Here is a 12,366-nt window from a genome sequence, read left to right on the forward strand (position 1 = left end):
ACTCCGAGTTAATCGCGACTGACGTGGTGGTCGTCAGTCCAAAAATCATAAAAATTAAACCATTGGTAAGGGTACTGACAGGCAAAATACCCCAACCTATCAGAAAAATGTTGAATGGTTGTTTGGAGATCCTGCTGTCTGGTTTTGCGGTTAAATTTCAACTTATCTGAAACTTTTTCAAAGATTACCTGATAGCGATTTTCCGTTTTTAAACAAAATAAATAATACACTGGGCACTCAAGCAAACTGGCTAAAATAAACGGTCCCTGTGAAAACGGTGCTGGTTTTCCTAAGAATTGACAATAGTTTACCCTGCCCGCAACCGACGAGCTAGTGCGATCGCCTACAATAACAATCACTTCCCCTTGTTCGATTTTTTGTTTTAACAAAATAGCCAAGGTAGGGCTCATATCACTAACTTGGATTAAGTTAACTTGGGCATCAGCATTAATTTGTTGTAGCACTTTATTAAACTCAACCGCATGATGTGTAAATACCAAGACATTAATTGTGACGGCATAGCGACCCTGGCTCAGGGCTCGGCACACTTCAAGGTTACCTAAATGGGAACCAATAAAAATGGCACCTTGTTTGTTTTGCTGCAATTTGGCAAATTCTTGCTGGTTTTGATATTCGATCGCATCAATGGGAATACGTCCAAGCCACGCATCAATTTTATCAAAAGCGGAGTCTGCAAATTTGCAAAAGTGCGCTAACCCCTGCCAAAACCCGGCACGAACTGGTTGTTGTTTGAACTTTTCAACTTGCTTTAGAAAGCGGATACTGGCATTACGTTGTGCTTTTCCCGTGCAATAGAAGTAAAAAACCACTGGAAACAACATCAGCCAGAGTACTCTGCGCCCTACTATTCGGTAAAATCCAAGCAACACACGCATACCAAGCAAGGTGCCGCGCTCTTGTATTGTTGACCAGTGTTTAGCCACTGAACTTTCTCCACAGAAGTTTTGGTATGCGCGGCAACATGCCGAAGAATAAGCGCGTATGCATCCAACTGATCAATACATTGTCTTCAAGGGCTCGAAAGTGCGAACTTCCCCCTTCAGGATAAATGACTTTGGTAGGCATAAATATACTTTTGACACCTCGCCAATACAGTCGCACCATAATTTCAATATCGAAATCCATGCGCTTACCCAAACGTTTTTCACGTAACAGTTTCGCAGTTATTGCCACCGGGTAGCAGCGAAAACCGCACATCGAATCTTTCACGCTGAACGAAAGTGTTTCTATCCAAACCCAAAAGTGCGTAATGTACCGACTGTATAAACGAACTTTAGGCACGGATTCATCGTATACAGGACGGCCGCTTATCAAACTATTAGGATGTGTTTTACCTAGCTTAATCAAGGTTTTGATATCATTTAAATCGTGTTGGCCATCCGCGTCTACTTGTATAGCATGGGTAAAGCCGAGTTTATCGGCTGTAAGTAAACCTGTTTGTACCGCGCCGCCTTTACCTTGATTATGTTGATGCTCAATCAAGGTAAGAGATTCAAATTTCGCCGCACAGTAACGCATTACTTCTGATGCCTCGCCGGAGGAACCATCATTTACCATAATAATTGGCAGCGATAGCGCACTCAACTCGGTTAAAACCGCTTCAATAACAGCTACATGGTTGTAGTTTGGAATAACAATACAGGCGCGCATAACAATTAACTTGGCAAGACAATACGGCCTGATGAATGCTGACCATGATCTGAGTGGAAACTAAAGGTGAATTTGTTATCGGCTTTTTTCGTGAGCGTTAGTTCTATTAAAGAATTGGCTAAAATGACCACCTGAAATTTTAATACTTCTACATTTTCGACATGTTGGGAGCTTAATGAAAAATGCTGATGCGCAAACTTAACCGCCCAATCTAATTGCACTACTCCAGCTAAAATTGGCGCTTCAGGGAAATGGCCCTCAAAGTAATCAAGCGCACCATCAACCCACAAGGTCAATTTTACACTATTCTCTTGCTTGTCAATTGCTCTTACTTCAGGCAATGACTCTTTCAGCTTAGTCAAACAACTTCTCCAATTCAGCAAAAACTAATTTGCCTTGACTGTTTACGGGTAAAGACGCTAAGTAGCGGAATTTCCTTGGCATACATATCGCTTCAAAACGACCCGACAACAGGCGTTTCAAATGTTTATTAAGTGCTAGTTTACCGTGTTTATTCAATTCACTAAAGCCATAGTCGGTTAATGACGCCACTAAACCTAATTGCTGACGTTTACCTTTAGTGAGCACAATTACTTTGCAAGCCTGGATGGTTTTATCGGCGCACAATGTGCGTTCTAATGCATCAAGATTGACGCGTTTTTCTTCCAGCTTAATCGTTCGGTCTAGGCGCCCCAACAACATAAATTGACCATTTTCCAGCAGTTCAACCATGTCTTGGGTAATAAACACGTCCTCATCAAAATAAGGTGAACAAACAGCAAGTTGCTGTTCTTGTGTTGTCACTGTGATGCCATCAAAACACTGCCAAGCAGTCTTTGCCGATTGCGTTACCTGTCGATAAGCAATCCCACCGGTTTCGGTACTGCCGTAAATTTGTGTTGCAGCAATGCCTAATTGTTCAAAAAGTCTTATTGCACTGATATCAGACAACGGGCCACCCGATGAAAACAAGCCAATAATCTTGTCTTTACATTCCATCAAGACATTGTCGCGAATCAGACGGTCAATAAACGCTGGGCTAGAAATGATCACAGCGTTCTTTTCTAAAACAAGTGATTGTAATTGCTCCGGAAATTCGACAAACGTAAATTCAATTGTGTGACCAGAAAACAAGGGCCACAACAATTTAAACAACAAACCATAGATATGCTGATGCGAAACTGTTGCTACAATTTGGCATGGCTGTTCAAAGCAAAACGTGTGATCAAGGTTAGCTACTTCCGCATTGATATGGCGCCAGTTTTTTTCAATTGGTTTACCGTAACCTGTTGAGCCTGATGTATAAAATGTTAGCTTGCCTGACTGTGGTAATGTTAATGCGCTGATACAATGATCGGCATCAAGGTTTGTATCAACAGCAGCTAACATCTCGGCATTAAGCTGCTTTGCCCCTTTATAACTATCAACAAAAACATAATCAGCATTGAGGCTTGCTGTTTCTATATTCTCAGTTTGTCCATTCGCAGGAAAAATAATATCAAATCCAGCATGAGCCGCAGCCAACAAGCGAATTAAGAATACCTCACTCGATGTATGGTAAAGCACTAAGGTTTTGCCACCAAAAGTCCTTTTATGCTGCTTAAGTGCAACACAAAGTGTCTTTACTCGAGATGATAGGAATTGCTGTTGTTCGGAAAGTGAATGAGTGCTTGGCATAAAAATTAAGACTGCAGTCCGTGGCGCTTTTTAGCAAAGTGACGAACAATTAATTCACCCGTCATAAGTAACCCCATAAAAATATATGCGATTAGGCCGTTATAAAGTGTCCAAAGCGCTAAATCGTCGCTTAAAATAGTGTACATCGAAATAACGATGTTAATACTAAAAAAAGCACACCATACTTTTGTCACATTACGGGTGTAATTGACTACATGAAGGGGTAATGTCACCTGCTCATTGTCTTTTGCTTTACGTTTTTCTTCTAACAAAGCAAAACTTTCAATCACACTTGGCCCTTTAAAAAGTGAATAGGCAAAGGTCATCAGCATGGTTGTAGAAATTAATACAGGATAAAACAGAGTAATTTTGCTGTTATTCAAAAACCAAGCAAGTAACACACACCCAGTTCCAAGTATTGTTGCAGGCAATAACCACGGCATTGTCTTACTGGCCGACTTACTAAATAAGTAACGGCCAATAATTGCAACTAACAGCAAAGGCGCAATACTGGTCAAACTAAAATGCTGCAACCCAAAATAAATAAGTACTGGGTATGCTAGCAATAAGCCGATGAACAGAGTATTCAGTATTGCTTTTGTCATGCTACTATTCGGTAACGAGTTTGCTAACTTCGTTTACCACATCTTCTACTGTGCGTACTTGTTTAAACGCTTCTGGATCGATTTTCTTACCCGTGATTTCGCGTAATTTTACTACTAAATCAACCGCATCAATGCTATCTAGATCAAGGTCTTGATATAGGTTTGCTTCTAAAGCAACATCATCCTGATCAATTTCAAATTCTTCCACCAAGATATCAGTTAAAACTGCGAAGATTTCTTGTTGTGTTTTCATAACCTACCCGCTGTTATGCGTTTTGTTCAATAAAGGCAGCTAATGCATCAACTGACGCAAAATGCTGTTTTGTTTCTTCTGAGTTTGCATCGATTTTAATATCAAACTCTTTTTTAATCGCCAGACCCAGTTCTAGCGCATCAATGCTATCTAAACCTAACCCATCGATAAAAAGGGGTTCACTGTCTTCAATATCATCGATTGTAATGTCTTCTAAATCTAATGATTCAATAATGAGTTTTTTGATTCTTATTTTTAAATCACTCATAAGTATCCAATTCTCCTTGAAAAAATGCCTGCATTTCGCGAGTAAAGCTACGCGCTTGTTGCGTCAACTTTGCCGTATCAACGACCGGAAGTTGCAGTTGTTGTCTGGTCATTGCTAGATCAAATTTCGCTTGTGTCGGCGCAACTTCATACCACATTTCAGATTTTGTTAACGTTGAAGGTGATACATGAATTAATACTGACACAATCTCAGCGCGACATCGCAATGCAATGTTTGCAGCACCGCGTTTAAATTTGAGTGCTTGTCCCGGTGTTGTGCGTGTCCCCTCAGGGAATACGATTACGTTATTGCCACTGGCAAGTGACGCTGCGCAATCAGTTAATAACCCATCAGGACAATCATTACTGATATAACCGGTGGATTTTATCACACCTCGCATAAATGGGTTACTAAATAAATGGGCTTTTACAACACAATCAGCGTTTGGAATAAGGGATATTAACACCACAACGTCAATTAAAGTTGGGTGGTTTGCCAGCACCAGTTTGCCATGTAAATTTGCAAATTGTTTTTTATCAGCAATGGTGAACTTAAATATGCCTAGCATGCCCATTAAGCCAACAAAAAATTTAAACAATAAATGTACGGTAAAGCGTGCTGCTTTCCTGCGTTTTTGTTTATCGCGATAAAGTAAAAATTGAATTGGCAAGACAAATAAGGGAACAAGCAAGCCGCCCAATCCAAATACCGAAAAGCAAAATCCTGTTGCTAATATACGCCAAAACCGTCCTAGCTTTGTTAACAATGTTTAACTCCGTCTATTGTTATTTGCCAACTAGTTTGCGCGCCAAGTACTACACTATCACCGGCGTCTTTGGTCGCAAGGAACTCAACAAATTGTTTTGCTTGTAGCGGTGTTTTATTACTATCCGATGAGCATGATAAATTCAGAGAAATCCCCGTTTCAGCATTTTTAGACACAATAAAAGCACACGCCAGATCAACACTGTCTTGATGATCAAATTGGGCATATTCTTTAGTAAGTGGTTGATCGCAATATACAACCAGCACCTGCTCTGTGTCGGCCTTATTGAGTTGCACATACGCTTCAATCAAGGCCATTAACAAGGTATTTTCACCCGCCGCAATGCTGTTCATCGGTTGTTGATTTTTAGTAAGAATCGAATAGAGACCCACCACGGCATTATGAACCGACAAGCCAAAAGACGTTGGACTAACCACTTCTCCTTCAGCCAAATCTTTTAAAATACTGGAAGTACGATGAAAGTCGCCATGTTGAGAAGCATAGACAACTGGCAGAGATTTTCCGTCATATGCCTTTGCACTATTAGCAGCAACAAATAATGCCATTTTTGCATAATGGCTTAAACGGCGGCGCTGCATGGCAGGCACCCAGTCTAACTGTGGACTTTTGCTAGCAGAGTCTAACATTTCAATTTTAGAATCGGTTAGCTGTGCATCATCCTTAGCTTTACACCAATAATTGAAATGAGAGAGCACCATTTTCATGAGCGTGCGTCCATGTTATGTGAAAATGAGGCGAAACTATAAAAAAACTGTGTAAAAGAAGCAATGCAAAAACGTAAGAAACTGTAATTTGCACCAATATCCGCATACTTTTAATTCAATTTAGCGCTTTTAACCGCACGTTAAAGCATTTTTTGGCATGAATCCAAGTGGGTCGAGTCTTACATTTTGTCCACTTATTCAAAAATATACCTGTAGAGACAGCTACTTGCATGAGCTAGTGACCCAGACGTATTTACATACACAAGGTTGGTATTCACAGCATTATCACAAAAATAGGGCAGACCAAGGTCGAATTTTGCTCAAACAAAAATTAACCTACCTTTAGTAAGGTCTCTCACAAAAACAGTTAGGAGCCTGAAATGACGGGCAATTATCACGCATCTTATGACGCATTTAAGCAGGATCCGCAGGCATTCTGGTTAAATCAGAGCAAACGCATTCCTTGGTTTAAATCGCCTAGTAACGCATATCAGCAAGACAACAATGGTCGCTATCATTGGTTTGCCGGTGGCGAACTCAATACCTGCTATCTTGCGCTCGATCAGCACATTGAGAACGGTTTCGCAAACGAAACAGCACTGATATACGATTCACCTGTTACTCATACTAGCCAAACTTTTTCCTATTTAGAGCTTCATGAAAAAGTTGCACGCTTTGCTGGTGTACTTGCAGATTTGGGTATCGAGAAAGGTGATCGTGTTGTCATTTATATGCCAATGATCCCTGAAGCAGTCGTGGGTATGCTCGCCTGTGCTAGGCTCGGCGCAATTCACTCTGTGGTTTTTGGTGGTTTTGCAGCTCATGAATTAGCCGTCAGAATCGATGATGCAAAGCCAAAAGTAATTTTGAGTGCATCATGTGGCATTGAAATAGAACGTGTCATTCCCTACAAGCCGATGCTTGATGAGGCCATTGAGTTAGCATCTCATAAAGTACAAAACAGTATAATCTTACAAAGAGAGCAATCGCTTGCAACAATGAACTCGCCACGCGATCTTGATTGGCATCTTATTGAAAAAGAAGCAACGCCTGTTGCACCTACTCCAGTAAAAGCAGAAGACCCTTTGTACATACTTTACACCTCAGGTACCACAGGCACACCCAAAGGCGTAGTACGCGAAAATGGCGGTCACGCTGTTGCCATGCACTATAGTATGGAAACTGTTTATGGTATGAAGCCAGGAGATGTTTTTTTGGCTGCATCAGACATTGGTTGGGTTGTTGGTCATTCTTATATCGTTTATGCACCACTTATTTATCGCTGCGCTACTGTTTTGTATGAAGGAAAACCAATCCGCACGCCCGATGCGAGTGCATTCTGGCGCGTTGTTGAGCAATACAAAGTCAATGCGTTATTCACCGCGCCAACGGCATTTCGTGCGATTAAAAAAGAAGATCCTGAAGCCATGGGCTTTAAGCAGTATGATACACGTAGTCTAAAACGCCTATTCTTAGCCGGTGAACGTCTGGATCCACCAACTTACCATTGGTTGTGCGATAAAACCCATCTACCCGTACTAGATCATTGGTGGCAAACGGAAACTGGCTGGGCGATTGCCTGTAATCCAATAGGCATCGAACAATTACCAACAAAAGTGGGCAGTGCTGGGGTCGCAACTCCAGGCTTTGATGTGCAAATTTTGGATATGGACGGTAACCAATGTGAAGCGAATGAAAGTGGTGCTGTGGTCATAAAGTTACCCTTACCACCGGGCTGTTTACCGAGTATTTGGCAAAATGACGAACGATATGCGTCAGGTTATTTAAGTCAATATGATGGGTACTATTTAACTGGTGACGGTGGTTATCTCGACGATGATGGCAACTTATTTATCATGGGCCGCACCGATGACGTAATCAATGTCGCCGGACACCGTCTCTCAACAGGGGAAATGGAAGAAATTGTTGCAGCGCACCCTGCGGTGGCTGAATGTGCGGTATTTGGTGTTAACGATCAGCTAAAAGGACAAATTCCAATGGCGATGATTGTGCTAAAAGATGGGCAAGAAATAGCACAAAGCGATATTGAGCACCAACTCATCAATACGATTCGAGGAAAAATTGGCGCGATTGCATGTCTTAAAAATATCGTCTGTGTTGAGCGTTTACCAAAAACACGCTCAGGTAAAATTCTACGTAAGAACCTTCGACAATTGGTGGATGGTGAAACGCTGAGTATTCCTTCGACGATTGATGATCCCAGCATTTTCAATGAAATTCAAAGCTTATTGCCATAGAAGCAACGCTGTATATGTGTAACCTTACACATATACAGCTTTTTCTAATCTAAAATTCACCTCTAATCATTGATTTATCAGGCATTGAACGGATAAAAGTTTGCACTACATCTTGCATTAATAACGACTATAGTTGAATAATGTACCGACTTTAGTCTCAAAATAGTGTGCCATGCCCTTAGTTGTCTATTTTTTGTTGTTTTTACCTTTTTGCTTAGCTGCTAATACCCAGTTTGACAAAATTTTTGAAGACCACACCGCAGTGATGCTATTAATTGATCCAATGTCTGGTGATATTGTCAAAGCAAACGATGCGGCTGCAAATTTTTATGGCTACCCCCTAGACGCACTAGAAAATAAATCCATTCAAGAAATTAATCTTTTCACTAAAGAGCAAGTTGCCGAAGAACGTAAAAACGCCAAATTACAAAAGCGCAATTACTTTATCTTTCGCCATCAAATTGCGAGCGGTGAGGTTAAAACTGTCGAAGTTTATTCCGTACCTTTAGAGTATGCAGGCCGCACTTTGTTATTTTCAATCATTCAAGACATCTCTGAGCAACGCCAATACCAAAGTGATATCTGGCAATATCAAGAAAATCTTGAAGAAATGGTTGATGAGCAGCTTTCAACCATTAACGCAAAAAACAACAAAATTCATGCGATTTATTTAACTGGTATTACAACGCTTGTGACTGTTGCACTGTTTTTGGTGTATTTGTTACGCATTACACGAAATGCTGAAAAGCGCAGTTTTGAGCTAAGTCAGATTGTTGAGCAAAGCCCCTCTGCCATCATCACAACTGACCACAACGGTAATATCCTGTATCAAAATAATCACAGTATGCGCACGCTGTTTGCCAACATTAGCAAAAATAAAAATGTGTTTGCTGTGTTAGAAACGCTTGTGAACGACCAAACACGCTTAAATAATGCAATTAAACAACGTCAACCTTGGGTGTACGATTTGTCAGTCAATCAAGGTCACACGTTTTTGCGTGTTCACCTTTACCCAATTAACAGTAAGCAAAGTAGTAAAAGTGGTTATGTATTCATCCTTGACGATATTACAAAACAAAAACAAGATGAAAAGCAATTAAGGCTTACTTCAACCGTATTCCAAACTGCCACTGAAGCAGTGATGATTTGTGATAAGCATTACAAAATACAAGCGGTCAACGAAGCATTTACCAAAATCACAGGATTTGACAGCCACGAAGTGCTCAATCAAACACCCGAAATTTTAAGCGCTGGGCTTAAAAATGAATCGATTTATAAAAATATTCAACATCAGCTCGATGAAAATAATCAATGGCAGGGCGAAATTTCGAATCGTCGTAAGAGTGGTGAAATTTACTATGAATGGCTTTCAATAACAGCGCTAAGAGACAATAGCGGAGAGATTGACGCTTTTGTTGCATTATTTAGCGATATTACCAAACGAAAAAAAGCCGAAAGTAAGATTTACCAACAAGCTAACTATGATTCACTCACTGGGCTTGCCAACCGGAATTTATTTTTAGATAGGTTTGAGCAAGCGCTCAATAAAGCCGAACGTGACCATAGTTACGTCACCTTGTTATTTATCGACTTAGATGGTTTTAAACATGTAAATGATACGCTTGGTCATTCTCAAGGCGACTTATTACTGAAGCAAACCGCACAACGACTGTCGGCAACGTTGCGCAAATCTGACACCATCACACGCCTCGGTGGTGATGAATTTGCTGTACTAATTTCCACTGAAAAGTGTGATTTTAATATTCGTAAAGTCGCAGGCAAGATTCAAACCGCCATTGCACGTCCTTTTGAGCTTGAAAATGCCCAAGGGTTTGTGTCTGCCAGTATTGGCATCACCAGTTATCCAAATGATGGAAAAGATGTTGAAACACTAATGCGTAAAGCTGACAGTGCTATGTATAAAGCCAAAGCGAATGGTAAAAATAACTTTCAGTTTTTTACCGCAGAAATGGATGAAAAAGCACTTAAACGCCGCGCACTTGAAAGTGAACTGCGTCTCGCGATTGAAAAGCAGCAATTTATTGTCCATTACCAAGCTATTTTTGATACAGAAAAGAACCATATTTATGCATCAGAAGCCCTCGTGCGCTGGCAACATCCTGAAAAAGGGCTGTTATCCCCCTTCCATTTTATTGAGTTAGCAGAAGAGCTTGGGCTTATCGCTGACATTGGAGAGTTTGTTCTAAACACAGCATGTGACTGCGCAGCGAGTTGGCACAAATCATTTGATAATGCGCCAAGTATCAGTGTGAATATTTCAAGTATGCAATTTCAGCGTGATGGCTTTTTAGAAAGTATCGAAAATGCGCTAAACAAAAGTGGGCTGCCAGCTGAAAAATTGATATTGGAAATTACTGAAAGCGTCTTTATTGAAAATGACCAAAAAACCATAACACAACTCACTAAACTCGCAGACAGTGGTATTAAAATCGCCATTGATGACTTTGGCACTGGCTATTCATCTCTCAGCTATTTGAAGAAATTTCCAGTCAACAAGTTGAAAATTGATCGCAGTTTTATCAGTGATATCGAACATAATCATGAAAACCAAGCGCTCACAAAAGCGATTATTGCAATGGGCCAAAGTTTAAAATTAGAGGTCATAGCTGAAGGTGTTGAAACACGCGATCAAATGCAGTGGCTGAAAGATTCTGAGTGTGCATTAATTCAAGGTTATTGGTTTGCCAAACCAAGTGATCACGAAGATTTTAAAACATTGTTATTCAAACACAATTTAAGACGCTAACGTTATGCTTGTAGAAGGTGGTTTTCTGCAAGCGGCAATGTAATCGTAAACTCGCTGCCAGACTCATTTGAAGTAACACTTAAATTACCTTTGTGTTCATCACATATAATGCGATAACAAATAGCTAAACCCAGGCCCGTTCCCTCGCCGATTGGTTTAGTGGTGTAAAAGGGTGTAAAAATATCTTTTAAGTCTGCTTGGGGTATACCACACCCTGTATCCCGAATGCTGATTACGATATTTTGTTCTTTGACCATCGACGCGATAAATATTTCACCATCGCCATCAAACGACTGTTTTGCATTTATAATCAAGTTCATAAACACTTGATTAAGCTTACTCATATTTACTGTGGTTTCTGGCAGTGGATTAAGAGTCAAATGCACCTTACACGTATCTTTTAATTCATTTCTTAGAATATTGAGCGTCGACTCAATGCCTTTGTTAATATCGCTTAGCTCGTGAACATCTGAATCCCCACGCGAGAAGCGCTTTAAATCCAGCATTATTTGTTTCGCAGAGTTTAGTCCATTCACAGTTTCCGATGTCAACTCAGTCAAATCATCTAAAATATATGTAAGCTCATCATCAAATACGCGGCTTTTAATTTCATTTGATACTGAAGGGTCATTTTTTAATGCAGTAAATCGCGAGATGACGTCAGGTAAGTAATCCTGCTTTATGGTGTTGATATTGCTTATTGCAAAGCCAAGAGGCGTATTAATTTCATGGGCAATGCCCGCTGATAGCACACCCAATGCCGCCATTTTTTCAGATTCAATCATCACGCTTTGATTATGAGCTAATTGCGCCAAGCTTTCTTGTAACTCGCGATTACTTCGCTCTAACCGTAATTGAGTTTGTTGTAGTTCCAAACGATACTGTGCAGAGGCAATGCGTGGCGCTGCGATATTGGCAATAACTTGCAATAATGCCATTTCAAATTCTGAATAGTCACCTACTTTGTCTGACTCTGAGTCAATAACGGCTATCGTGCACCCTTCATAAATCACAGGCACTGCAAGTTCAGATAATCCCTCAAACTGGTCATTTATGTAACGGCTATCAACACGCGTATCAGAGACAGTTTCTGCAATGCCAGTTTCAGCGACGGTGCCCACAATGCCCTTGCCAATTGGAATTTCAATGCGCTCAAAAATCTCACGATCTTTTGGGTTTTTAATACCATACGCCGCCATTTGCACCAATTTATCTTCGTTGCGAAGATAAATAACACAATCCTCAAATGACATAATTTCGCCAACGCCCTGCGCAATCGACCACAGCAAATCATCGAGTTCAGCCTGATTCAACATGGCAAGTGCAAACGCATTTATTTTATCTACACCATAAAACATAATGCACGCCCCTCAGTG

Annotated in this window: 12 protein-coding genes; 2 read left to right on the top strand and 10 right to left on the bottom strand. The window is 40.6% G+C overall.

Annotated elements, in window-relative coordinates; genetic code table 11:
- Positions 1-8: 8 nt before the first annotated feature.
- Genes OM33_RS19575 through OM33_RS19615 form a run of 9 tightly spaced genes read right to left on the bottom strand, consistent with a single transcriptional unit; the run spans position 9 to position 5,965 of the window.
- Positions 9-896, bottom strand: a complete 888-nt coding sequence (locus OM33_RS19575; protein WP_052141279.1) for an LpxL/LpxP family acyltransferase — start codon at positions 894-896, stop codon at positions 9-11.
- 40 nt (positions 897-936) lie between these two features.
- Entirely contained in the window at positions 937-1,671 is a 735-nt protein-coding gene (locus OM33_RS19580; RefSeq protein ID WP_040136097.1) for a glycosyltransferase family 2 protein, read from the bottom strand.
- Between the two features lie 5 nt (positions 1,672-1,676).
- Positions 1,677-2,033, bottom strand: coding sequence for an ApeI family dehydratase (locus OM33_RS19585; protein WP_040136099.1), 357 nt, complete (start codon positions 2,031-2,033; stop codon positions 1,677-1,679).
- The gene (locus OM33_RS19590; RefSeq protein WP_052141196.1) at positions 2,026-3,348 is read right to left on the bottom strand and encodes an AMP-binding protein; all 1,323 of its coding nucleotides are present in this window, start codon (positions 3,346-3,348) and stop codon (positions 2,026-2,028) included. Before OM33_RS19590 ends, OM33_RS19585 begins: the two co-directional genes overlap by 8 nt.
- A 5-nt stretch (positions 3,349-3,353) precedes the next feature.
- Positions 3,354-3,953 carry a COG4648 family protein gene (locus OM33_RS19595; protein WP_040136101.1) on the bottom strand — a complete coding sequence of 200 codons (600 nt, stop codon included), beginning with the start codon at positions 3,951-3,953 and terminating at the stop codon, positions 3,354-3,356.
- A gap of 4 nt (positions 3,954-3,957) precedes the next feature.
- Entirely contained in the window at positions 3,958-4,206 is a 249-nt protein-coding gene (locus tag OM33_RS19600) for an acyl carrier protein (RefSeq protein WP_040136103.1), read from the bottom strand.
- A 13-nt stretch (positions 4,207-4,219) separates the two neighbouring features.
- On the bottom strand, positions 4,220-4,474 hold the full coding sequence (locus OM33_RS19605) for a phosphopantetheine-binding protein (RefSeq protein WP_040136106.1): 255 nt from the start codon (positions 4,472-4,474) through the stop codon (positions 4,220-4,222).
- On the bottom strand, positions 4,467-5,240 hold the full coding sequence (locus tag OM33_RS19610; protein WP_040136108.1) for a lysophospholipid acyltransferase family protein: 774 nt from the start codon (positions 5,238-5,240) through the stop codon (positions 4,467-4,469). Before OM33_RS19610 ends, OM33_RS19605 begins: the two co-directional genes overlap by 8 nt.
- On the bottom strand, positions 5,234-5,965 hold the full coding sequence (locus OM33_RS19615) for a beta-ketoacyl synthase chain length factor (RefSeq protein ID WP_052141197.1): 732 nt from the start codon (positions 5,963-5,965) through the stop codon (positions 5,234-5,236). The genes OM33_RS19610 and OM33_RS19615 overlap by 7 nt, the downstream gene beginning before the upstream one ends.
- A gap of 380 nt (positions 5,966-6,345) precedes the next feature.
- On the opposite strand from OM33_RS19615, the gene OM33_RS19620 reads away from it, so the two are divergent.
- Both OM33_RS19620 and OM33_RS19625 read left to right on the top strand, forming a co-directional pair.
- Positions 6,346-8,223, top strand: a complete 1,878-nt coding sequence (locus tag OM33_RS19620; RefSeq protein WP_040136110.1) for an AMP-binding protein — start codon at positions 6,346-6,348, stop codon at positions 8,221-8,223.
- Between the two features lie 172 nt (positions 8,224-8,395).
- Positions 8,396-10,990, top strand: a complete 2,595-nt coding sequence (locus tag OM33_RS19625) for a sensor domain-containing protein (protein WP_040136112.1) — start codon at positions 8,396-8,398, stop codon at positions 10,988-10,990.
- A 2-nt stretch (positions 10,991-10,992) separates the two neighbouring features.
- On the opposite strand, the gene OM33_RS19630 is transcribed toward OM33_RS19625, so the two are convergent.
- On the bottom strand, positions 10,993-12,348 hold the full coding sequence (locus tag OM33_RS19630) for a sensor histidine kinase (protein WP_052141198.1): 1,356 nt from the start codon (positions 12,346-12,348) through the stop codon (positions 10,993-10,995).
- Positions 12,349-12,366: the final 18 nt, after the last annotated feature.

Source organism: Pseudoalteromonas piratica (assembly GCF_000788395.1).
Taxonomy (GTDB): domain Bacteria; phylum Pseudomonadota; class Gammaproteobacteria; order Enterobacterales; family Alteromonadaceae; genus Pseudoalteromonas; species Pseudoalteromonas piratica.

Excerpts from the sequence above, each read along its gene's own strand:
- OM33_RS19575 (WP_052141279.1), bottom strand. The coding sequence starts at position 896 with ATGCGTGTGTTGCTTGGATTTTACCGAATAGTAGGGCGCAGAGTACTC.
- OM33_RS19580 (WP_040136097.1), bottom strand. The coding sequence starts at position 1,671 with ATGCGCGCCTGTATTGTTATTCCAAACTACAACCATGTAGCTGTTATT.
- OM33_RS19590 (WP_052141196.1), bottom strand. The coding sequence starts at position 3,348 with ATGCCAAGCACTCATTCACTTTCCGAACAACAGCAATTCCTATCATCT.
- OM33_RS19595 (WP_040136101.1), bottom strand. The coding sequence starts at position 3,953 with ATGACAAAAGCAATACTGAATACTCTGTTCATCGGCTTATTGCTAGCA.
- OM33_RS19600 (WP_040136103.1), bottom strand. The coding sequence starts at position 4,206 with ATGAAAACACAACAAGAAATCTTCGCAGTTTTAACTGATATCTTGGTG.
- OM33_RS19605 (WP_040136106.1), bottom strand. The coding sequence starts at position 4,474 with ATGAGTGATTTAAAAATAAGAATCAAAAAACTCATTATTGAATCATTA.
- OM33_RS19615 (WP_052141197.1), bottom strand. The coding sequence starts at position 5,965 with ATGAAAATGGTGCTCTCTCATTTCAATTATTGGTGTAAAGCTAAGGAT.
- OM33_RS19620 (WP_040136110.1), top strand. The coding sequence starts at position 6,346 with ATGACGGGCAATTATCACGCATCTTATGACGCATTTAAGCAGGATCCG.
- OM33_RS19625 (WP_040136112.1), top strand. The coding sequence starts at position 8,396 with ATGCCCTTAGTTGTCTATTTTTTGTTGTTTTTACCTTTTTGCTTAGCT.
- OM33_RS19630 (WP_052141198.1), bottom strand. The coding sequence starts at position 12,348 with ATGTTTTATGGTGTAGATAAAATAAATGCGTTTGCACTTGCCATGTTG.